General features: G+C 71.3%; 18 protein-coding genes. 10 read left to right on the forward strand and 8 right to left on the reverse strand.

Going from position 1 to position 22,413, the window contains the following annotated elements:
• Positions 1–14 precede the first annotated feature (14 nt).
• On the reverse strand, positions 15–1,340 hold the full coding sequence (gene hmgA, locus ACWC2B_RS34815; protein WP_450723793.1) for a homogentisate 1,2-dioxygenase: 1,326 nt from the start codon (positions 1,338–1,340) through the stop codon (positions 15–17).
• A gap of 112 nt (positions 1,341–1,452) precedes the next feature.
• Here hmgA and ACWC2B_RS34820 point away from each other — a divergent pair, with 112 nt between their 5' ends.
• The 5 genes from ACWC2B_RS34820 to ACWC2B_RS34840 all read left to right on the forward strand — a co-directional run bounded on the left by ACWC2B_RS34820 (position 1,453) and on the right by ACWC2B_RS34840 (position 8,772).
• A complete protein-coding gene (locus tag ACWC2B_RS34820) occupies positions 1,453–2,073 on the forward strand; it encodes a TetR family transcriptional regulator (protein WP_450723795.1) in 621 nt (206 codons plus the stop codon).
• Positions 2,074–2,173: 100 nt separating this feature from the next.
• Complete coding sequence (locus ACWC2B_RS34825; RefSeq protein WP_450723797.1) at positions 2,174–4,399, forward strand: molybdopterin oxidoreductase family protein; 2,226 nt, start codon at positions 2,174–2,176, stop codon at positions 4,397–4,399.
• A gap of 122 nt (positions 4,400–4,521) precedes the next feature.
• Positions 4,522–5,928 (forward strand): CitMHS family transporter, encoded by a 1,407-nt coding sequence (locus ACWC2B_RS34830; protein WP_450723799.1) that lies wholly within the window; start codon positions 4,522–4,524, stop codon positions 5,926–5,928.
• A 256-nt stretch (positions 5,929–6,184) separates the two neighbouring features.
• Positions 6,185–7,579 carry an aldehyde dehydrogenase family protein gene (locus ACWC2B_RS34835; protein ID WP_450723801.1) on the forward strand — a complete coding sequence of 465 codons (1,395 nt, stop codon included), beginning with the start codon at positions 6,185–6,187 and terminating at the stop codon, positions 7,577–7,579.
• 113 nt (positions 7,580–7,692) lie between these two features.
• The gene (locus ACWC2B_RS34840; RefSeq protein WP_450723803.1) at positions 7,693–8,772 is read left to right on the forward strand and encodes a Zn-dependent alcohol dehydrogenase; all 1,080 of its coding nucleotides are present in this window, start codon (positions 7,693–7,695) and stop codon (positions 8,770–8,772) included.
• A gap of 325 nt (positions 8,773–9,097) precedes the next feature.
• Here ACWC2B_RS34840 and ACWC2B_RS34845 read toward each other — a convergent pair whose 3' ends face one another.
• Positions 9,098–10,105, reverse strand: coding sequence for a DMT family transporter (locus ACWC2B_RS34845; protein WP_450723805.1), 1,008 nt, complete (start codon positions 10,103–10,105; stop codon positions 9,098–9,100).
• Positions 10,106–10,173: 68 nt separating this feature from the next.
• On the reverse strand, positions 10,174–10,842 hold the full coding sequence (locus ACWC2B_RS34850; protein ID WP_450723828.1) for a TetR/AcrR family transcriptional regulator: 669 nt from the start codon (positions 10,840–10,842) through the stop codon (positions 10,174–10,176).
• 59 nt (positions 10,843–10,901) lie between these two features.
• Here ACWC2B_RS34850 and ACWC2B_RS34855 point away from each other — a divergent pair, with 59 nt between their 5' ends.
• The 3 genes from ACWC2B_RS34855 to ACWC2B_RS34865 all read left to right on the forward strand — a co-directional run bounded on the left by ACWC2B_RS34855 (position 10,902) and on the right by ACWC2B_RS34865 (position 13,203).
• Positions 10,902–12,059, forward strand: a complete 1,158-nt coding sequence (locus tag ACWC2B_RS34855; protein ID WP_450723807.1) for an acyl-CoA dehydrogenase family protein — start codon at positions 10,902–10,904, stop codon at positions 12,057–12,059.
• A gap of 76 nt (positions 12,060–12,135) precedes the next feature.
• Complete coding sequence (locus tag ACWC2B_RS34860; protein WP_450723809.1) at positions 12,136–12,423, forward strand: YiaA/YiaB family inner membrane protein; 288 nt, start codon at positions 12,136–12,138, stop codon at positions 12,421–12,423.
• 144 nt (positions 12,424–12,567) lie between these two features.
• Positions 12,568–13,203: a TetR/AcrR family transcriptional regulator gene (locus tag ACWC2B_RS34865; protein WP_450723811.1), complete on the forward strand. Its 636-nt coding sequence runs from the start codon at positions 12,568–12,570 to the stop codon at positions 13,201–13,203.
• A gap of 146 nt (positions 13,204–13,349) precedes the next feature.
• Here ACWC2B_RS34865 and ACWC2B_RS34870 read toward each other — a convergent pair whose 3' ends face one another.
• On the reverse strand, positions 13,350–13,811 hold the full coding sequence (locus tag ACWC2B_RS34870) for a MaoC family dehydratase (protein WP_450723814.1): 462 nt from the start codon (positions 13,809–13,811) through the stop codon (positions 13,350–13,352).
• A 235-nt stretch (positions 13,812–14,046) separates the two neighbouring features.
• Between ACWC2B_RS34870 and soxR the strand changes: the two genes are divergently transcribed.
• Entirely contained in the window at positions 14,047–14,508 is a 462-nt protein-coding gene (gene soxR / locus ACWC2B_RS34875; protein WP_450723816.1) for a redox-sensitive transcriptional activator SoxR, read from the forward strand.
• Positions 14,509–14,535: 27 nt separating this feature from the next.
• Here the strand turns inward: soxR and ACWC2B_RS34880 are convergent, their stop codons facing one another.
• Together ACWC2B_RS34880 and ACWC2B_RS34885 are read right to left on the reverse strand one after the other, a co-directional pair.
• Positions 14,536–15,243, reverse strand: coding sequence for a 3-keto-5-aminohexanoate cleavage protein (locus ACWC2B_RS34880; protein ID WP_450723818.1), 708 nt, complete (start codon positions 15,241–15,243; stop codon positions 14,536–14,538).
• 127 nt (positions 15,244–15,370) lie between these two features.
• Positions 15,371–15,982 (reverse strand): hypothetical protein, encoded by a 612-nt coding sequence (locus tag ACWC2B_RS34885; protein WP_450723820.1) that lies wholly within the window; start codon positions 15,980–15,982, stop codon positions 15,371–15,373.
• Between the two features lie 559 nt (positions 15,983–16,541).
• Here ACWC2B_RS34885 and ACWC2B_RS34890 point away from each other — a divergent pair.
• Positions 16,542–19,412 carry a penicillin acylase family protein gene (locus ACWC2B_RS34890; RefSeq protein WP_450723822.1) on the forward strand — a complete coding sequence of 957 codons (2,871 nt, stop codon included), beginning with the start codon at positions 16,542–16,544 and terminating at the stop codon, positions 19,410–19,412.
• A gap of 73 nt (positions 19,413–19,485) precedes the next feature.
• Here ACWC2B_RS34890 and ACWC2B_RS34895 read toward each other — a convergent pair whose 3' ends face one another.
• Positions 19,486–20,799 (reverse strand): serine-threonine protein kinase, encoded by a 1,314-nt coding sequence (locus ACWC2B_RS34895; protein ID WP_450723824.1) that lies wholly within the window; start codon positions 20,797–20,799, stop codon positions 19,486–19,488.
• Positions 20,800–20,901: 102 nt separating this feature from the next.
• Positions 20,902–22,125 carry an exo-beta-N-acetylmuramidase NamZ family protein gene (locus ACWC2B_RS34900; protein ID WP_450723826.1) on the reverse strand — a complete coding sequence of 408 codons (1,224 nt, stop codon included), beginning with the start codon at positions 22,123–22,125 and terminating at the stop codon, positions 20,902–20,904.
• Positions 22,126–22,413: the final 288 nt, after the last annotated feature.

Genomic DNA, 22,413 nt, shown 5'->3' on the forward strand with positions numbered 1-22,413 from the left:
GTATCAGGCGGTGCTCAGGAGCGGAAGTGGCGCTGAAGACCCTGCCACACCTCGTCGTAGCCCCGCTGAAGGTGGTCGGCCGTCGCCGCCTGCTCCGTGGCGGTGACCGGCCAGCGGGTCTCGAACATGAAGGCAAGCCCGTCGTCGATCTTCTGCGGCTTCAGCTCGGCGGCGCTCGCCCGGTCGAACGTCTCCCGGTCCGGGCCGTGCGCCGACATCATGTTGTGCAGCGAGCCGCCACCGGGCACGAAGCCTTCGGCCTTGGCGTCGTAGGCGCCCTCGATGAGGCCCATGTACTCGCTCATCACGTTGCGGTGGAAGTACGGCGGGCGGAACGTGTCCTCGCCGACCAGCCAGCGCGGCGCGAACACCACGAAGTCGACGCCGGCCAGGCCCGGGGTGTCGGACGGCGAGGTCAGCACCGTGAAGATCGACGGGTCGGGGTGGTCGTAGCTGATGGTGCCGATGACATTGAAGGTGTGCAGGTCGTAGACGTACGGCGTGTGCGTGCCGTGCCAGGCGACGACGTCGAGCGGGGAGTGGTCGTACGTCGCGGTCCAGAGGTTGCCGCAGAACTTGTTGACGACTTCGACCGGCCCCTCCACGTCCTCGTATGCCGCTACCGGCGCCCGGAAGTCCCGTGCGTTGGCGAGGCCGTTGGCGCCGATCGGGCCGAGCTCGGGCAGCTCGAAGGGGCGGCCGTAGTTCTCGCAGACGTATCCGCGGGCGCTCTCGTCGAGCAGCTCGACGCGGAAGCGGACGCCGCGCGGGATCAGGGCGACCTCGCCGGGGCGGACGGCGAGCAGGCCCAGCTCGGTGCGCAGGAGCAGGCCGCCGTGCTCGGGGACGATCAGCAGCTCGCCGTCGGCGTCGCTGAACACCCTTGTGTTCATCGAGGAGTTGGCGTGATAGAGGTGCACGGCCATGCCGGTGCGCTGGGCCACGTCGCCGTTGCCGCCGAGCGTCCACAGACCGGCCAGCCAGTCGGTGTCCGCCGGGGGCGCGGGCAGCGGGTTCCAGCGCAACCGGTTCGGGTCGGGGACAGTCTCGGTGAAGGGGGCCGAGCGGAGCCGGCCGTTGTCGGCGCGGGTGAACGGCGGGTGCGCGGCCGATGGCCGGATCCGGTACAGCCAGGAGCGGCGGTTGTCGGCGCGCGGCTCGGTGAACGCGGATCCGCTCAGCTGCTCCGCGTACAGGCCGAGCGGGGCGCGCTGGGGTGCGTTGCGACCGTGCGGAAGGGCGCCGGGGACGGCCTCCGAGCTGTGCTCATTGCCGAAACCGCACGAGTAGCCGAGGCCCTCCGCGATCTTCCTCGCCTGTTCGCCGGTAGGTGTCGTCATCGTCCGCTCTCCTGCTCCCGTGTGCTCCCGTGCCGGAATCCTATGCTCAACCGTAGGATTACGATGCGGTCGCGTCAACGGGAAAACCGGCCGGGCGGGGCATGATGGGCGCGTGCCTCCTGCCCCTGATCTCCACGCGAACCTCCGTCGGGCGCCCGTGCAGCAGCGCAGCGCCGAGCGGCTGTCCCGGATACTCGACGCCTGCGCCGAACTCCTCGACGAAACCGGCTACGAAGACCTCTCGACCAGGGCCGTCGCCCAGCGCGCGGGCGTGCCCATCGGGTCCGTCTACCGCTTCTTCGGCAACAAGCGCGCCATGGCCGAGGCGCTCGCCGCCCGCAACCTCGACCGCTACGCAGGCATGATCAACGCCCGGCTCGAAACGATCGACGCGGCCGACTGGCGGGCCGCCGTCGACGCGGTCCTTGACGAGTACCTCGTCCTGAAACAGACGGTGCCCGGGTTCAACCTGGTCGACTTCGGCGGCCCCCAGCCGGTGCCCGACCCGGATTCCGACGCCAACCACCTGCTCGCCGACCGCCTCGCCGAACTCCTCCCGTCCCAGTTCGGCCGCACCCTGGACGCCGATCTGCGCCGGGTCATCCTGGTCGCGGTGGAGGCGGCCGACGCCACGCTGCGCCTCGCCTTCCGCACGGACCCGCAGGGAGACCCGGGCATCGTCGCGGAGACCCGGCAGCTCCTGCACGCCTACCTCGCCCGCACCCTGGACTGACTCCGGTCGCACCCTGGACTGCCCCGGGTCGACCCCTCCCCGGCATGCCTACCGGTCGGTATGCTCGAAGGGCCCGCGCGCCGCCGCCCTGGGAGGACGAATGTCCCGCACCGCCCTGCGTATCTGTCCGCTCTGCGAAGCCACCTGCGGGCTGAGCCTCACCATCGACGGCACCCGGGTCACCGGCGCCCGGGGGGACGCGGACGACGTGTTCAGCCAGGGGTTCATCTGCCCCAAGGGTGCCTCCTTCGGGGAGATCGACGCCGACCCCGACCGGCTCACCGGCCCCCTGGTGCGCCGCAACGGCGTTCTGGAGGAGGCCAGTTGGGGCGAGGCCTTCGACCTGATCGCGGCCCGCCTGCGGCCCATAGTCGAGCAGTACGGGCCGAACGCGGTCGGCGTCGTGCTCGGCAACCCCAACGTCCACACCATGGCCGGCGCGCTCTACCCGCCCGTCCTGCTCGGCGCGCTGCGCACCCGCAACCTCTTCACCGCGAGCACCCTCGACCAGATGCCCAAGCACGTCTCCAGCGGGCTCCTGTTCGGCGACCCGTTCGCCATCCCGGTGCCCGACCTCGACCGCACCGACCACCTGCTGCTGCTCGGCGCCAACCCGCTGGAGTCCAACGGGAGCCTGTGCACCGCCCCCGACTTCCCGGGCAAGCTGAAGGCGATGCGGGGGCGCGGCGGCACCCTCACCGTGGTCGACCCGCGCCGCACCCGTACCGCGAAACTCGCCGACCGGCACGTCGCGATCCGGCCCGGCACCGACGCCCTGCTGCTCGCCTCGATCGCCCAGGTGCTCTTCGAGGAGAAGCTCACCGCGCCGGGCGGGGCCGAGGTGCACCTCGAAGGTCTCGGCGAAGTGGCCGACGCCGTAAGGGAGTTCACGCCCGAAGCCGTCGGGCCCGTATGCGACGTGGATCCGGAGGACATCCGGGTCATCGCCCGCGAACTCGCCGCCGCACCCACCGCCGCCGTATACGGGCGGATCGGCAGCTGCACCGTCGAGCACGGCACGCTGGCCAGCTGGCTCGTCGACGTACTCAACGTCCTCACCGGCAACCTCGACCGGCCGGGCGGCGCGCTCTTCCCGCTCTCCGCCACCGACCGCACCCCCCGCCCGGCGGGCCCCGGCAAGGGCTTCGCGCTCGGGCGCTGGCACAGCCGGGTCGGCGGGCACCCCGAGGTGAAGTCCGAACTGCCGCTCGCGGCCCTCGCCGAGGAGATCGAGACGCCGGGGGACGAGCAGATCCGCGCGGTCATCGCCTCCGCCGCCAACCCGGTCCTGTCCGCGCCCGACGGGGACCGGCTCGACCGGGCCCTTGCCGGGCTCGACTTCATGGTCAGCATCGACCCGTACCTGAACGAGACGTCGCTGCACGCCGATGTCGTGCTGCCCCCGCCGCCGCCCTCCCAGAGCGCGCACTTCGACTTCGCCTTCAACGGCTTCGCCGTCCGCAACCAGGTCCGCTACACCCGGCCCGCCGTGCCGCTCGCCGAAGGGCGCATGGACGAGTGCGAGATCCACGCCCGCCTCGTACTCGCCGCGACCGGCATGCACGGCGCCGACCCGGCCGCCGTCGACGCGATGGTCGTCGACAGCACGCTGGCCAAGGCCGTCGCCGACCCGCATTCCCCCGTGCACGGCCGGAACGCGGGGGAACTCGCCGGGCGGCTCACCGGCACCAACGGCCCCGAGCGGCGCCTCGACCTCATGCTCCGGCTCGGCCCGTACGGCGACGGCTTCGGCGCCGACCCGGACGGACTCACCCTGGACCGCGTGCTCGCCCAGCCCCACGGCATCGACCTCGGACCGCTTCAGCCCCGCCTCCCTCAGGTGCTCAGGACGCGCAGCGGGCGGATCGAGCTGCTGCCCGCGCCCATCGCCGCCGACCTGCCCCGGCTGCGCGCCGCCCTCGACGCACGGCCCGCCTCCCTGGTCCTGGTCGGCCGGCGCCACCTGCGCTCCAACAACAGCTGGCTGCACAACATCCCCGCCCTGAACGGCGGTTCCAACCGCTGCACCCTCCAGATCCACCCCGAGGACGCGGCCCGGCTCGGCCTCGCCGACGGCACCGACGTACGGATCAAGTCGGACGGGGGCGAGGTCGCGGCCCCGGTGGAGATCACCGACAGCGTGCGTGAGGGCGTCGTGAGCCTGCCGCACGGGTGGGGCCACAGCCGGCCCGGCAGCCGGCTCGCGGTGGCCGCCGGGCGGCCCGGCGTCAACGTCAACCAGCTCCTCGACGGCTCGCGGCTCGACCCGCTGTCGGGGACGTCCGTGCTCAACGGCTTCCCCGTCGAACTCGTACCCCTATCGTGACCTGGAGTTTTGCTCGTATTGCTCAGGTGTCAACATCTTGTTAAGGATTGAAACGGCGACCTAACGTCATCCGCACCGCCAGCCCCTGGTGGGAGTTCAAGGGTGAACGTTAGGTGTCCTCCATGCTGACCATCCTCGGCTTCGGCATGATCGCGACCTTCCTGGTCCTGATCATGCTGAAGAAGATGTCGCCGATCGCGGCGCTGGTTCTGATCCCCGCTCTCTTCTGCGTCTTCGTCGGCAAGGGAGCCCATCTCGGCGACTACGTCATCAAGGGCGTCGGCTCGCTCGCGCCGACCGCCGCGATGCTCATGTTCGCGATCATCTACTTCGGCGTGATGATCGACGTGGGCCTCTTCGACCCGATCGTGCGGGGCATCCTGCGCTTCTGCAAAGCAGACCCGATGCGCGTGGTCGTCGGCACCGCGGTGCTCGCCGCGATCGTCTCGCTCGACGGCGACGGCTCCACCACCTTCATGATCACCGTCTCGGCGATGTACCCGCTCTACAAGCGGCTCGGCATGAGCCTCGTCGTGATGACGGGCGTCGCGGCCACCGCCAACGGCGTCATGAACACGCTCCCCTGGGGCGGCCCGACCGCCCGCGCCGCGACCGCGCTCAAGCTGGACGCCTCCGACATCTTCGTGCCGATGATCCCCGCCCTCGCGGTCGGCCTGGTCGCCGTCTTCGTCCTGTCGTACGTGCTCGGCATGCGCGAGCGGGGGCGCGTCGGCTACCTGTCCCTCGACAAGGTCCTGGAGCCGGAGTCGGAGACCGTCCTGGTCGGGGCCGGTGGCGCGGAGTCGGGCTCCGGCTCGGGCTCGGTCGACGCTGCGAGCAAGGCGAGTGGCGGCGGCGCCGGGACGGACGCCCCCGACGGCGACGACTTCCAGGGGCTCGACTCCGCCCGGGAGACCCTGCGGCCCAAGCTGTACTGGTTCAACGCGCTGCTCACCGTCGCGCTGCTCACCTCCATGATCATGGAGTGGCTGCCGATCCCGGTCCTCTTCCTGATCGGCGCGGCCCTCGCGCTGACCGTGAACTTCCCGCGCATCCCGGACCAGAAGGCCCGTATCGCCGCCCACGCCGACAATGTCGTCAACGTCTCCGGCATGGTCTTCGCGGCCGCCGTCTTCACGGGCGTACTCAACGGCACCGGCATGGTCAAGCACATGGCCGACTGGCTGGTCGGCGTGGTGCCGGACAGCATGGGCTCGCAGATGGGCCTGGTCACCGGGCTGCTCAGCCTGCCGCTCACCTACTTCATGTCGAACGACGGCTTCTACTTCGGCGTCCTGCCCGTCCTCGCCGAGGCCGGCGCCGCGCACGGGGTCTCCCCGCTTGAGATCGCCCGTGCCTCGCTCGTCGGCCAGGCCCTGCACATGTCGAGCCCGCTCGTTCCCGCGGTGTACGTCCTGGTCGGCATGGCCAAGGTCGAGTTCGGCGACCACACCCGGTTCACCGTGAAGTGGGCGGCGCTCACCTGCCTGGTGGTCCTCGGGTCGGGCATCCTGTTCGGCATCATCTGACCCCTCCCTTTCGGCTCCCTTTCGGCCGACTCCGCCGGTGCGGCACGTTCTGCGTGCCGCACCGGCGTTCGTGGTGGGCGGGGCCGTCGTGGCCGAAGGGGGTGCCTGGCGCGGTGTTGCCCGGGACCAGGAGGATGGCGGCGGTGACCGCCACGGGCGCCCGGGCCACCGGTCGCGCCGGGCGCCCCTGGCGCCCAAAAACTAACGGCGCTAGTTTGAGCGGCGTACGACACTGCCTCGGCTCGGGAGGAATGACATGAACGCCCACGACGGGATGTACATCGGCGGCGAGTGGCGAGCTGCCGCCGGCCAGGACGCCATCGCGGTGGTGAACCCGGTCGACGAGCAGGTCATCGCCCATGTCCCGGCGGGCACGGCCGAGGACGTCGACAGCGCGGTACACGCCGCCCGCGCGGCACTCCCGGCCTGGGCCGCTACCCCGCCGGCCGAGCGCGCGGCCGGGCTCGCGGCGCTGCGGGACCGCCTGGTCGCCCGCAAGGACGAGATCGCCGCGACCATCAGCGCGGAACTGGGCGCACCGCCGGCCTTCGCGCAGGCCGTGCACACGGGCCTGCCGATCGCCGTCGCCGGGTCGTACGCCGAACTGGCCGCCACGTACGCCTTCGAGGAGAAGATCGGGAACTCCACGGTCTACCAGGAGCCGGTCGGGGTCGTGGGCGCGATCACGCCCTGGAACTATCCGCTGCACCAGATCGTCAACAAGGTGGCTCCCGCGCTGGCGGCGGGCTGCACGGTCGTCCTCAAGCCCGCCGAGGACACGCCCCTGACCGCGCAGCTCTTCGCCGAGGCGGTGCACGAAGCCGGCCTGCCCGCCGGTGTGTTCAACCTGGTCACCGGCCTCGGCCCGGTCGCGGGCCAGGCGCTCGCCGAGCACGAAGGAGTCGACCTGGTCTCCTTCACCGGCTCGACGGCCGTCGGAAAGACGATCGGCGCCACGGCGGGCGCCGCAGTCAAGCGCGTCGCCCTGGAGCTGGGCGGCAAGTCCGCCAACGTCATCCTGCCCTCCGCCGACCTCGCCAAGGCCGTGGGCGTCGGAGTGGCCAACGTGATGGGCAACTCCGGCCAGACGTGCAGCGCCTGGACACGGATGCTGGTCCACGCCGACCAGTACGACGAGGCGGTCGAGCTGGCCTCGGCCGCCGCCGCCAAGTACACCGTGGGCGACCGCGTCGGCCCGCTCGTCAACGCCAAGCAACTGGCGCGCGTGCGCGGCTACATCGAGAAGGGCGTGCAGGAGGGCGCGCGCATCGTCGCGGGCGGCCCCGAAGCACCCCTGGAGCAGGGCTACTACGTCACGCCGACGATCTTCGCGGACGTCACCCCCGAGATGACCGTCGCCCAGGAGGAGATCTTCGGCCCGGTCGTCTCGATCATCAAGTACGTGGACGAGGACGACGCCCTGCGGATCGCCAACGGCACCGTGTACGGCCTGGCGGGCGCGGTCTGGGCGGGTGACGAGGCGGAGGCCGTGGCCTTCGCGCGCCGCATGGACACCGGCCAGGTGGACATCAACGGCGGCCGCTTCAACCCCCTTGCCCCCTTCGGGGGTTACAAGCAGTCGGGCGTGGGCCGCGAACTCGGCGTGCACGGCCTGACCGAGTACCTCCAGACGAAGTCGCTCCAGTTCTGAGCCCGCTTCTGGGCCGGCTTCCGAGCCCGCGTCCGCAGCGGTTCTCTTCTTCCCGCCGCTCTTCCCCTCGTTCTTCCCCTCGTCCTTCCGATCGTTCAGGAGTAACGCCCGTCATGGTTCGCGCCGCCGTACTGCCCGCCGTCGGCTCTCCGCTGGAGATCACCGACATCGACCTGCCCGAGCCGGGCCCCGGCCAGGTACGGGTCCGCCTGGCCGCCGCCGGGGTCTGCCACTCCGACCTCTCGCTCACCAACGGCACCATGCGGGTCCCGGTCCCGGCGGTCCTCGGCCACGAGGGCGCGGGCACCGTCGTCTCCGTCGGCGAGGGGGTCGCGTCGGTGGCCCCCGGTGACGAGGTCGTCCTCAACTGGGCACCGTCCTGCGGGAGTTGTCACCCCTGCTCGCTCGGCGAGGTGTGGCTGTGCGTCAACGCGCTCAACGGCGCGGCCTCCGTGTACGCGCGCACCGCCGACGGCACCGAGCTGCACCCGGGCCTGAACGTCGCCGCGTTCGCCGAGGAGACCGTCGTCGCCGAGAACTGCCTGATCCCGCTCCCCGAGGGCATCCCGCTCACCGAGGCGGCGCTGCTCGGCTGCGCGGTCCTCACCGGGTACGGGGCGATCCACCACTCTGCGAAGGTGCGGGCGGGCGAGACCGTCGCGGTGTTCGGCGCGGGCGGCGTGGGCCTGGCCACCCTCCAGTCGGCCCGGATCGCGGGCGCCGCGCGGATCATCGCCGTCGACGTCTCCCCGGACAAGGAGGAGCTGGCACGCCAGGCCGGCGCGACCGACTTCGTCATCGCCTCGGAGACCACGGCCAAGGACATCCGCAAGCTCACGGGCGGTCAGGGCACGGATGTGGCCGTCGAGTGCGTCGGCCGCGCCGTGACCATCCGTACCGCCTGGGAGTCGACCCGGCGCGGCGGCCGCACCACCGTCGTCGGCATCGGCGGCAAGGACCAGCAGGTCACCTTCAACGCGCTGGAGATCTTCCACTGGGGCCGCACGCTCGCGGGCTGCGTGTACGGCAACTCCGACCCGGCGACCGACGTCCCGGTCCTGGCCGACCACATCCGCACCGGCCGCCTGGACCTCAACGCGCTGGTGTCCGAACGCATCGCCCTGGACGGCATCCCGGCGGCCTTCGACAACATGCTGGCGGGGAAGGGGGGTCGGGCGCTGGTGGTGTTCTAGATCTGCGAGGCGCTCCGCGGGAGTGGGTGTGTTTCATCGCGGGCCGGTGGGGGCTGGTCGCGCAGTTCCCCGCGCCCCTGGCAGGGCTGGCCCAGCGGCCTCGTGAAGCGTGCTGGCCGCCTTCTGGGCGGGCCTCGCGCCCCAGTGCCGACAGGGGCGCGGGGCTGTGACCAGCCCAGCGCGGCCCGCTGTCGACAACGAACCGGCGGAAGCTGTCAGTTGGCCCGCTCCCGGGAGCTGGGTTCCCCAGTACTGATAGGGGCGCGGGGAACTGCGCGACCAGCCACGGACGGCCCGCACCCGGCCAACTGGCGTGCGGGAGCGATCAGTTGACCCGCTCACCAGGGTTGGGCTCGCCCGCATCCTCGGGCGTGGGCCCGGACAGCTCACCCTCGGCCGAGGAAGTGGGCCCGGACGCCACAGTGACCCCGCCCCCGGCGGCCCGTGGCCGGGACCGCGAGACGGCCACCCCCGCGAGGCAGATCGCGCCGCCGACCAGCGTGAGCGCGGCCGGCACCTCGTCGAGCACCGCCCAGGACATGAGCACGACCATCGCAGGTACCACGTACGTCGTCGCGCCCATGCGGCTCGCGGACGTACGGGCCAGTGCGAACGCCCAGGTCGTGAAGGCGAGCGCGGTCGGGAACACGCCCAGGTAGACCATGTTGAGCGTGGCTGGGAGCGGCGCGTGCGAGGCGTCCGAGATCAGCTGCCCGCCGAACGGCAGGCAGGCCACCGCCCCCACCAGGCAGCTGAAGAAGGTGACTTGGAGCGGGCTGCCGTGCCGCAGGGCCGGCTTCTGCAGGACGACGCCGGCCGCGTAGGTCGCCGCCGCGAGCAGGCACAGCACCACGCCGAGCACCGAGGCGTGCCCGTCGCCCGACATCGAGAGCCCCACCGCGATCGCGCCCGCGAACGAGACGGCCATCCCGGCGATCAGCCGCGGCGGCAGCGCCTCGCCGAGGAAGCGCGAGGCGAGCAGGGCCATGAGGATGGGCCCGATGTTCACGATCATCGCGGCGGTACCGGCGTCCACCTGCCGCTCGCCCCAGTTGAGGGCCACCATGTAGCAGGCGAACCACAGAAAACCGGACGCCAGGATGCCCGGCCAGGCGGCGCGCGGCGGCAGCCCTTCGCGGCGTACGAGCAGGAAGACGCCGAGTACGAGCGCCCCGGCGAGCAGGCGGCCGAGGGCGAGCGCGCCGGGGGAGTAGGCCTCGCCCGCGCTCCGGATCGACACGAAGGCCGAGGCCCACAGCACGACGGAGACCGCGACCGCGGCCAGGGCGAGCCGAGCGGAGCGGCGCTCGGGGGAGAGGTTCGTCATGGTCATGCACAGTAGGCGAGGGGCGGCCCGGCTCCGACCGAGTTTTCGCGCGGGGGCTCGGACCTCCCGAATGGTCAGGAGGGGAGCGGGACTTCGGGAGGCAGCGCCCCGTACTGGATCGAGAGCCCGTCGAGCAGCGCCTGGAGGCCCGTTTCGAAGGCGCCCTCGTCGATCTTCTCCTGCCGCTCGGCGAGCAGGTGCGCCTGGCCCAGGTGCGGGTAGTCGGCCGGGTCGTACGCCGCCTCGTCGTCCACGAAGCCGCGGGCGAAGGAGCCCAGCGCCGAGCCCATGATGAAGTACCGCATCAGCGCGCCGATCCGGGTCGCCTGGGCGGGCGGCCAGCCCGCCGCGACCATCGCGCCGAACACCGCGTCCGCGAGCCGCAGCCCCGCCGGGCGCCGGCCGGGCCCCTGGGCGAGGACCGGAACGATGTTGGGGTGGCGGGTGAGGACCGCGCGGTAGGCGAGCGCCCAGTCGTGCAGGGACGTACGCCAGTCCCGGTCGTCGTCCGCGTCGAACATCGACAGGTCGACCTGCGCGGAGGTGGCGTCCGCGACGGCCTCCAGGATCTCGTCCTTGGTGCGGAAGTGGTTGTAGAGCGAGGGCCCGCTGACCCCCAGCTCGGCGGCGAGACGGCGGGTCGACACGGCCGCCAGGCCCTCCGCGTCCACGAGCGCGCTCGCCGCGGTGACGATGCGGTCGGTGCTCAGGAGGGGCTTGCGCGGTCGGGCCATGCGGCACATAGTAGGGCCTGCCAACCAAAAACTAGCAGTGGTAATTAAATCTGGGGTGCAGGGGAAAAATGAACCTGGAGCTGAGCGAGGAGCAGGCCGCCGTCCGGCAGCTAGCCGAGGAATTCGTCGGCCGCGAGATCACCCCGCACGTCGTCGAGTGGGACCGCTCCGAGAGCGTCGACAAGTCGATCGTGAAGAAACTCGGTGCCCTCGGCTTCCTCGGGCTCACGATCGACGAGGAGTACGGCGGCTCGGGCGGCGACCACCTCGCCTACTGCCTGGTCACCGAGGAGCTCGGCCGCGGCGACTCCTCGGTCCGCGGCATCGTCTCGGTCTCGCTCGGCCTGGTTGCCAAGACGATCGCGTCCTGGGGCGGCGAGGAGCAGAAGCGCGCCTGGCTGCCCCGGCTCACCTCCGGCGACGCGATCGGCTGCTTCGGGCTCACCGAGCCGGGCACGGGCTCGGACGCGGGGAACCTCACCACGAAGGCCGTCCGGGACGATACTTGCGGCGACTACGTGATCAACGGCGCGAAAATGTTCATCACCAACGGCACCTGGGCCGATGTGGTGCTGCTCTTCGCCCGCACCAACGACACCCCGGGCCACCGTGGCATCTCCGCCTTCCTGGTCCCCACCGACACCCCTGGCCTGACCCGCCGCACCGTCCACGGCAAGCTCGGCCTGCGCGGCCAGGCCACGGCCGAGCTGGTGCTCGACGACGTACGGGTCCCGGCCGACGCGCTGCTCGGCCCCGAGGGCAAGGGCTTCTCCATAGCGATGTCGGCGCTCGCCAAGGGGCGGATGTCGGTCGCGGCCGGCTGCGTAGGCATCGCGCAGGCGGCCCTCGATGCGGCCGTCAAGTACGCGGGTGAACGCGAGCAGTTCGGCAAGTCGATCGCCCACTACCAGCTCGTGCAGGAGCTGATCAGCGACATCTCGGTGGACGTGGACGCCGCCCGGCTGCTGACCTGGCGGGTCGCCGACCTGATCGACCGGGGCGAGGAGTTCGCGACCGCCGCGTCCAAGGCGAAGCTGTTCGCCTCCGAGGCGGCGGTGCGCTCCGCCAACAACGCCCTCCAGGTCTTCGGCGGCTACGGCTACATCGACGAGTACCCGGTCGGAAAGCTGCTGCGCGACGCCCGCGTGATGACCCTGTACGAGGGCACGAGCCAGATCCAGAAACTGATCATCGGCCGCGCGGAGACCGGGGTTTCGGCCTTCTGAGCCCCTGGCTGTCTGAGTACGTACTGAGTACGAGAGCGGATGTGGTGCGCGCCACATCCGCTCCATGCTGTGCGCCATGAGTGAGACACCGGTCAAGCAGCAGAACACCGCGGCGTACTACGGGCAGGCCGTCGCCGCCTTCTCGATCGCGCTCGTCGCCACCGCGATCGGCATCCTCCGCCTCCAGGCGGACGCCTGGGTGCGGGCCTTCCTCGGCATCGCGGTCCTCTACCTCGTCACGTCCGCCTTCACCCTGGCCAAGGTGATCAGGGACCGGCAGGAGGCCGGCCAGATCGTCAGCCGCGTGGACCAGGCCCGCCTGGAGAAGCTCATGGCCGAACACGACCCGTTCCAGAAGCTTTAGAGCCTGTGTCTGAACCCCGTCCGGGCCTGCGTCCGAGCGCGACGGCGACCAGATCCGCCGGACAGGCCCTAAGCGCTTGCTCACCCTCGGGGTATGGTGTTCGTCCCGCTGAACGGAAGTGCGGACGGACGGAAGGGGCGAGCGATGGGCACGGCTGACGTGACTGAGGAGACGGCCGGCGGCGAGGAGAAGCCGTGGGGCGAGGTCACGCCCGAGGCTGCCAGGAGGCTGCTCGTCGCCGCCGTCGAGGCCTTCGCCGAGCGCGGCTACCACGCCACCACCACCCGGGACATCGCGGGCCGGGCCGGCATGAGCCCGGCCGCGCTCTACATCCACTACAAGACCAAGGAAGAGCTGCTCCACCGGATCAGCCGGATCGGCCACGACAAGGCCCTGGAGATCCTCCAGTCCGCGGCCGAGGGTGAAGGCAGCGCCGCCGAGCGGCTCTCCGCGGCGGTGCGCTCCTTCGTACGCTGGCACGCGGGGCACCACATGACGGCCCGCGTGGTCCAGTACGAACTCGACGCGCTCGGCGCCGAGCACCGTACCGAGATCGTGGGACTGCGCAGGCGGAGCGACGCCGCGGTGCGCCGCATCCTCAACGAGGGCGTGGCGGCGGGGGAGTTCGACGTGCCGGACGTGCCGGGCACCACGCTCGCCGTGCTGTCGCTCTGCATCGACGTGGCCCGCTGGTTCAACACCGAAGGCCGCCGCACCCCCGACGAGGTCGGCGCGCTGTACGCCGACCTCGTTCTGCGGATGGTGGGGGTCCAGAAGTAGCGGGCCCCGTCCCGGCCGGGTTCGAAAGCCCGGCCGGACTCGGGGGGCTACGGGGCTCGGAAGGATTCGCCGGGCTCGGACGACCGGCTGGGTCCAGAAGCCCGGCCGGGTTCGAAAGTCCGGCCGGGCTCGCGTGCCGGCCGGGCTCAGAAGAAGTAGCGCGAGACCGACTCCGCCACGCACACCGGCTTGTCGCCGCCCTCGCGCTCGACGGTGACCTTGGCCGTCACCTGCACGCCGCCGCCCGCCTCCACGACCTCCGTGAGGACGGCCGTGGCACGCAGCCGCGAGCCGACCGGGACGGGGGCGGGGAAGCGGACCTTGTTGGTGCCGTAGTTGATGCCCATCTTCATGCCCTCGACGCGCAGCACCTGCGGGACCAGCGTCGGCAGCAGCGAAAGGGTGAGATAGCCGTGCGCGATGGTCGTCCCGAAGGGGCCGGCCGCGGCCCGCTCCGGGTCGACGTGGATCCACTGGTGGTCGCCGGTGGCGTCGGCGAACAGGTCGATCCGCTTCTGGTCGATCTCCAGCCAGTCGCTGTGCCCGAGCTGCTCGCCCACACCGGCCTTCAGCTCCTCGGCGGATGTGAAGATCCTCGGCTCTGCCATGTCCCTGGTCCCTGCCTCTCGCGACGCTCTCGCAGTCATGAAAAAGCGCATGCGCAAGCGATGTACAAGCGCTTGCTCAGCTAGCTCAGCATGGTTGGGGCCGCCGGTCCTGTCAACGACGTGCGGAGGCGGAGACCCGGGCCGCGGCCCCGCCCCTCCCGCCTCCCCGGAGCCCCCCTCCCCGGAGCCCGGGGACCTGGGCGGTGCCCTGGTGCGGGCCAGTAGGGTTCGAGGGGTGCCGCAGATTCCAGAGAAGATCCACGAGCTCACGGTCGGGCAGCTGTCCGCGCGCAGCGGGGCCGCCGTGTCCGCCCTGCACTTCTACGAGTCCAAGGGCCTGATCACCAGCCGCCGGACCTCCGGCAACCAGCGCCGCTACTGCCGGGACACCCTGCGCCGCGTCGCCTTCATCCGGGCCGCGCAGCGCGTCGGCATCCCGCTGGCCACGATCCGGGACGCCCTGGCCGAACTCCCCGAGGAGCGCACCCCGACGAAAGAGGACTGGGCCCGCCTGTCCGAGAACTGGCGCGCCGAACTCGACCGGCGCATCGCGCAGTTGGGCCGCCTGCGCGATCACCTCACGGACTGCATCGGCTGCGGCTGTCTGTCCCTGGACAACTGCGTGCTGTCCAACCCGGACGATGTCTTCGGCGACAGCCTGACCGGCTCCCGGCTGCTCGCCGAGCGCAAGGGCTGAGCGCACCGGCTGACCGGCCTGCCCCCCTTACGAACAGTCCAGCGCCGCCCGCACCAACTGGGCGTTGGACTCGGCCCGTTCGCCGTCCGGGAGGACCAGTACGTCCTCCAGGCCTATTCGGGTGTCGAGCCCCAGCCTGCGTGCAAGGCGCAGCACCGGCCAGGTGCCGCCGTCATGGCTGTGCAGGAGTATGGGCCTGCCGTGTGCGGTGCCCAGCTCGGCGAGCAGGGCGTGGGCCGTCGGTTCGGCGGCTTCCGTGGACGTGCCGATCACCTCGGCGAGGATGCGCAACACCCTTGATGAGTAGGGGGAGTTGAGAAAGCGGTGGGCGGCGGGAGTGTCGGACCAGATGCCCGCCTCGATGTCGACGCCCCGATCGAGCAGGGCGGCCGCCACCTCGTCGGCGCCGTCCTCGTGCCAGTTGACCGACGCGTAGTCGGGCAGCACCGTCCAGGACCGGACGCGCTCCACCCGGCGGGCCGGATCCGGCTCCGCCCAGGCGCCCGTGGTCACCCCGACCGGCACCGACACCGCCGCCCGTATCGCCTCAAGTGCCGGGCCCACCACGTGCGGTGAGAGAGAATCGCTTCCGCAGGGTGACTTGGGATGGACATGGACCTCGGCCGCACCGGCAGCCACCGCCGCTGCCGCGGACTCCGCGAGGGCGGCCGGGGACAGCGGCACCGCCGCACCGTCCTTCGCACTTCGTACGCCGTTGAGGCAGACCTGGATCATGTCTTCGATGGTGCCAGAGTGCACTGACAACGTGGGCTCCCCTGCCGAACCGCCGACGAAAGGCCCACTGACGACGACGAAAGGCCCACTGGCAACGCGGGGGAGAGTCGGCTCGCCCCCGCGCCGCTCACGCCACCGATGCCAGTTCTCCGCGCCGTGCCGCCTTGGCCCGTGCCACCGCCTCGGAGGTCAGCACCGGGCGCGGCACCAAAATCCCGCAGCCCGAGCAGACCGGCCCGAACCACGGCTCGTGGGTCAGATCCTGGCTCCACACCAGCCGGCTCCCCCCGCACACCGGGCACACCGTGCCGGGCGCGGCCCGCAGGGCCGCGATCATGCGGCCGAGCACCTCGGCCAGCGGCTCGGTGGGATGTGTCGTCGGATCGTCGCACCAGGCCACCCCGAAACCGCCCCAGGTGCGCCGGTGCCAGTCGTCGAAGGAGCCCGGGCGTCGCAGCCCAGCGTGCTTCTCGCGCTTCCTGCGCTCCGCGAACTCCACTTCGTAGGCGAGCCAGACGGCCCTGGCCGCCTCCAGCTCCTCCAGTGCGGCCACCAGCCGCGCCGGATCGGGTGCCCGGTCCTCGGGCCCGATGCGGTGCCTGCCGCACAGATGGTCCCAGGTCGCCCGATGCCCGTAGGGGGCGAACCGCTCCAGACACTTGCGCAGCGAATAGCGCCGCAACGCGAGGTCGTTCCTCGGGTCGCGCACCTGTCTCGCCAGACTGCGGAAACCAGCCATGGCCCTGCCACCTCCGTCGCTCGTACTTCGGCGTCGAGGAATGGACGTGCCCGAAGGCGATCCGGCTCCATCGAAATTCCGATGGCGTCCATTACGGGGGATTCGCCTACCCTGTCCCAACCGTTGGAATCCGATTCTCATGAACTCCTCAGAACCTGGCCCGTATGGACCGCTCCCCCGCCGACCTGCTGGAACGGCCGAAGAGGCCAGGCTGTGGCGGTGCCGGGGAAGTGCCGAGGCGGGCAATGGATTCGACCCGTGACCACATCCGGAATCCCTTCAACCGGTTTGGCCCCCATGGGCACTTGGGCACCATCGGCACGGCCTGAATTCGCCCGCCCCACATAACCCTGCGGAGCCCGGAAGGAATACGCATGCCGACGGAGGCCGAAAGGGACAGCTTCCGGGGTCGGCGCCGGTCATGCCTCGTTGGCCCGCCGTGATCGCGGAGCCCGTCGGGCGGGCGTGTGGGGATTCGGAGAAGGTGACGCATGTTCACCTTACGGTGCGGTGTTACCCCAAGTAGCCTCCCGCGCATCGGCCCCCACTAGGAGCGCGCATGCGACGACGCACCGCAAGGCTCACAACAGCACGCACAACAGCATTCACGTCAGCATTCACAACAGCCGGGAAACCCGGCAGGCTTCGGCTCCTGACGGGCATCGGACGCGGCAGAGCCGCCGCCTGCGCCGCCACCGTCATCGCCCTGTCCGCCGCCCTGCTCGGCCCCGCGGTCCCGGCCGGTGCGGCCGAGCCCGCGGACGGCGACCACTGCCAGGGGCAGTGCTCCGACATCCTGCCGCCCGGCGCCAACGGCAACGCCACCCTCGTCGAGATCCTCGCGAACAAGGCGTTCGGGACCCACCCCGCGCACAGCGACGACGAGCTCGGCAAGTACGACGCCCTGGTGGCCGGTCAGTCCTCGCTCACCGACGACAAGCTCAACAGCTTCTTCAACGACGCCTCCTTCGGAGTCCCCAACGGACAGGCCGAGTCGACGACTTCGCCCCGCCCCGACGTCACCATCACCCGCGACAAGGCGACGGGCGTGCCGCACATCAAGGGCACCACGCGGTACGGGACCGAGTACGGCGCCGGGTACGCGGCGGGGCAGGACCGGCTCTGGCTCATGGACCTCTTCCGCCACATCGGGCGCGGCGAGCTCACCTCCTTCGCGGGCGGCGCCCTCGCCAACCAGGGACTTGAGCAGGAGTTCTGGCCGCAGGCCCCGTACACCGAAGCCGATCTCCAGGCGCAGGTCGACCGCATCCGTACCGCCAACGGCGCCCGTGGCGAGCAGGCCATGGCGGACGCCCAGGCGTACGTCGACGGCATCAACGCCTACGCCAAGAAGTCCAAGGACGGCCGCTACTTCCCCGGCGAGTACGTCCTCACCGGCAAGATCGACGCCATTACGAACGTCGGGGAGATCCAGCCCTTCAAGCTCACCGACCTGATCGCGCTCGCCTCCGTGGTGGGCGGGCTCTTCGGCGGCGGCGGGGGCGGCGAGGTGCAGGCCGCGCTGTCGCTCCAGGCCGCGCAGGCCAAGTACGGCGTGGCCGAGGGCACCAAGGTCTGGGAGTCCTTCCGTGAGCGCAACGACCCGGAGTCCGTGCTCACCGTCCACGACGGCACCAGCTTCCCGTACGCGGGCAAGCCCGCCGACGCCCAGGGTGCCGCGATGCCCGACCCCGGCACGGTCGTCCCCGAACAGCTCGTCTACGACCGCACCGGCTCGGCGAACACCAATGCCAAGGCGGACGTGAAAGTTCCCCAGAAGCTCAAGCCGTTGAAGGGCGTGTACGACAACGGCGTGCTGCCCGGCGTCGACCTCGGCAAGCCGCGCGGCATGTCCAACGCCCTCCTGGTGTCCGGCTCGCACACCGCGAGCGGCAGCCCTGTAGCGGTGTTCGGTCCCCAAACCGGCTATTTCGCGCCACAGTTGCTGATGCTCCAGGAGATCCAGGGCCCCGGCATCAGCGCCCGGGGTGCCTCCTTCGCCGGAGTCGGGATGTACGTCCAGCTCGGCCGCGGCCAGGACTACGCCTGGTCGGCCACCTCGGCGGGCCAGGACATCATGGACACGTACGCCGTGGAACTCTGCCAGGACGCCACCCACTACCTCTTCCGGGGCGTGTGCACCCCGATGGAGAAGCTGGAGAAGACCAACTCCTGGAAGCCGACCGTCGCCGACAACACGGCGGCCGGCTCCTACCGGATGCAGGTGTGGCGCACCAACTACGGCATCGTCACCGCCCGCGCCACCGTCGGCGGCAAGCCCGTGGCCTACACCTCGCTGCGCTCCACTTACCGCCACGACGCCGATTCGATCATCGGCTTCCAGATGATGAACGACCCCTCCTACGTGAAGGACGCCAAGACCTTCCAGGAGGCGGCACAGCACGTCGACTACACCTTCAACTGGTTCTACGCGGACTCCCGCACCGCCGCCTACTACAACAGCGGCCTGAACCCGGTCCGCAACCCGAACGTCGACCCCTCGCTGCCCGTCAAGGCGGACCGGGCCTACGAGTGGCAGGGCTTCGACCCGGCCTACAACACGGCCACCTACACTCCGCCCGCCCAGCACCCCCAGTCGATCGGCCAGGACTACTACGTCTCCTGGAACAACAAGCAGGCCAAGGACTACTCCACGGCCGGGTTCGGCGACGGCTCCGTGCACCGCGCCAACCTCCTCGACGACCGCGTGAAGGCGCTGGTCGCCCAGGGCGGCGTCACCCGCTCCTCGCTCACCCGGGCCATGGCCCAGGCCGCCGTCACCGACCTGCGCGGCGAGGACGTCCTGCCCGAGCTCCTCAAGGTGCTGCGCAGCTCACCCGTCACCGATCCCCAACTGGTGACGGCAGTCCAGCAGTTGGAGGCCTGGCAGACCGACGGCAGCCAGCGCCGCGAGACCTCGCAGGGCTCGCACACCTACACCCATCCCGACGCGGTGCGCCTGATGGACGCCTGGTGGCCGCTGCTCGTCGAGGCCGAGTTCCGCCCCGGGCTCGGCGACCCGCTCTACAAGGCCCTCACCACCAACCTCGGCATCGACGAAGCACCCTCGGCCGGGCACGGCCCGACCGGCTCGCACGCCGGGTCCGCCTTCCAGTACGGCTGGTGGAGCTACGCCGACAAGGATCTGCGTACGGTCCTCGGTGAGCCGGTGCGGGGGCCGCTGGCCCGCGCCTACTGCGGCGACGGCAAACTGACCGCCTGCCGCGACAGCCTGCTCGGCACGCTCAAGCAGGCCGCCGCCAAGACCCCGGCCCAGGTCTACCCCGGCGACGCCGGATGCGGGGCCGGCGACCAGTGGTGCGCCGACAGCATCGTGCAGCGTCCGCTCGGCGGCATCACCCAGTCCGCGATCAACTGGCAGAACCGGCCCACGTACCAGCAGGTCGTCGAATTCCCCAGCCACCGCTAGGACGCGAACGGCCGCGGGCCAAGACCTGTGTCCGAACCCCGCCCGCACCCGGGCGGGGTTCGGACGCCGGCTCTCAGGTCCTGACGATGCGGCCCGCGGCCAGCACCACCCGGGCGAGCTCCTCGTGGCAGATGTCGCTGTGCGCGCCCGACGGCGGCCCGCCGTCCTTCACCACGGCGGCCGCGTCGACGCTGACGCACCCCGAGTCCGGCACCCCGTCGCGCAGCGCCTCGGCCAGCGTCAGCGTGGTGCAGGGGCTGACGGCCTGGATGCCGTCGTGGCCGATCGCCCACCACCGCTTGTCGAGGCCCGGCAGCGCGCTCGCGTAGTCCCCGGACAGCGCGGAGGCCAGCGGGTAGATGACGCCGAGAGCGGTGTCGAGATGCGAGTAGCAGGAGACGACCGGGCCGTCGACCCGGCTCTGCGCGTCGCTCAGCGCGCCCGCCCCCGCGAGGCCGTCCGGCAGGTGCTCGGCGAAGGCGTAGTGCGAGAAGGCCCCTTCGAGCAGCGTCACCGACTTCAGATTGCGCGCGCCCGCGGGCAGCCCCTTCAGTGCGAACGCGACCACGCGCGCACCCTGGCTGTGCCCGACGAGATGGACACGCAACTCCGGCCGTGACCCGGCCAGTTGACCGATCAGCGGGCCGAGTCCCAGCTGCCCCACCTTGCCCGCCCGGCGCTTCATCTCGTAGTAGGTCGTCTGGCGCAGCACCTCCTTCGCGCCGTCCCACAGGTGCTTGAGCGAGCCGCCGATCGAGAACGAGGGCCCGAGCGGCCCCGGTTGTACGGCCATGCCGGTGTCGGCGAGCGCGGCCGTGAACTTCTGGCACAGCGCCAGGATGTCGTCGGTCAGGATCGCGGGCGAAGCGCCGGGGCCGTCCTCCACCGCCAGATCCCCGACGGCCCCGGCCCCGCTCGTGGCGGCCGTCGTCACCAGTTGGCGGGTCAACCGCCCGAAGTCGTTGAACGCCTCCTCGGAGTCGGGCTGCCCGGCGAGGTGGGCGGCGATCCGGTCGACGGTCGCGTCCTGGCCGGGGAAGAAGCCCTTGAGCGCCGCTACGGTCGCGTCGTCGAGCCCGGGCCCGGCGGCGGCCGCCGCGGTGTGCGGAAAGTTCGGGATGGTCTCGTCGGTGAAGCGGATCGACGGCCAGATCACGCCCCCGTACCCGAGCCGCACCTGGGGTGAGTCCGCGAGCAGCGCGGGGAACGCCGCGAAGAAGGCCTGGTACAGGTTCCGGGCCGCCGACGGGGTGTTGTTCCAGCCGTGGCAGAACAGCACCAGATCCGTGGCGTCCACGCCGGTCAGGGCCGTGCGCTCGGCGGGATCCGCGTCGCCGTCCGCGTCGAAGGTGATCTCCCGGTACGGCTCGACTCCGATGTCCGTCATGGCCAGACCTCCGGTCCACTCGACTTTGAGCGCCACCCATCGTCCCGCCGCGCTGCGGAGCTGGCCATATGCGTGACATGAGGAGGTCCGGGCGGCCTCGGCTCAGCCGTACATCAGGTACTTCCGGCGTACGGTCCGGAACGCCGCGAGTCCCGGCTGCCAGGCGGCCACGACCTCGTCCACTCCGGCGCCCGCGTCGATCATCGTGCGTACCAGGGCCGAGCCCGTGAGCTTGTCGATCCAGTTGTCCGGACGCCAGGCGAAGCCGCGCCAGACCCGCTTGGCGGTGACGAGGAGTGCGATCCCGGTGCGTACCGGATCGAACAACTCCCGCTCGTGGACGTGGAGTTGAACCCCTCCGACCGTCTTCCCCTGGAACTTGGAGAAGGTCGGAGCGAAGTACGCCTCGCGGAAACGGACGCCGGGCAGGGCGAGCTCATTGAGCGCGGCCGCCCACTCGCCGTCGATCCCCTCCGCGCCGAGCAGCTCGAACGGCCGCGTGGTGCCGCGCCCCTCCGACAGGTTGGTGCCCTCGAACAGGCAGGTGCCGGAGTAGACGAGAGCGGTGTCCGGGGTGGGCATGTTGGGGCTGGGCGGCACCCAGGGGAGCGCTGTGGCGTCGAAGAAGGCCGATCGCCGCCAGCCCGTCATGGCCACGGTGGTCAACCGCACCTTGCCGCCCAGGAATTGGCCGTTGAAGAGGCGGGCCAGCTCGGCGGCCGTCATGCCGTGTGCCTGCGCGATCGGCTGCCGCCCCACGAAGGTGGCGAACGCCGGGTCGAGGACGGGGCCGTACGCCGCACGGCCGGTCACCGGGTTGGGCCGGTCCAGGACCACGAACCGCTTGCCGGCGAGCGCGGCCGCCTCCATGCAGTCGTAGAGCGTCCAGATGTAGGTGTAGAAGCGCGCGCCGACGTCCTGGATGTCGAAGACGATCGTGTCCACGGCGGAGGCGGTGAAGATGTCGGCGAGAGGCTGTCCGCTCTTGGTGTACGTGTCGTACACGGGGAGCCCGGTCGCCGGGTCGTCGTAGCGGCCCTCGGAGCCGCCGGCCTGGGCTGTTCCCCGGAAGCCGTGCTCGGGGCCGAAGACGGCGCTCAGGTGTACGCGGGGGTCGGCGTGCATGACGTCCACGATGTGGCGTACGTCCTGGGTGACGCCCGTGGGGTTGGTGACGACGCCCACCTTCTGGCCGTCGAGGGCGGTGTAGCCGTCCGCCGCCAGGCGGGCGAAGCCGGTGCGGAGCCGGGGTTCGGCGGGGGTGGGGGAGGTGAGTGTTCCCGTCGCGAGCGTGCCGGCGAGCAGGGTGCGTCTGGAGAGGGTCATCCTTACACCTCCGGGTTCGTGCGGGGCGTCATGGACCCTGCACGGTAGCGGGCGGGCGGGGGCGGGGGAGCGGGCCACGCTTGGGGCTCCGCCCCAGACCCCGGGAGGCCCCACCCCGCCCCTTCCCGCTGTGACACTCTGCGGCTCCGCCGCGTGGCCTCCGGGGGTTGTCGTTCGGCTGCGGTCCGTGGCTGCTGGGGCTCCGCCCCAGACCCCGTTCGCGCCTTAAGGGCGCTCGTCCTCAAACTCCCCCAAGGCCTTAAGGGCCAGGGGGGACCCCCATGACAG

It is taken from the genome of Streptomyces sp. NPDC001415 (assembly GCF_053597395.1).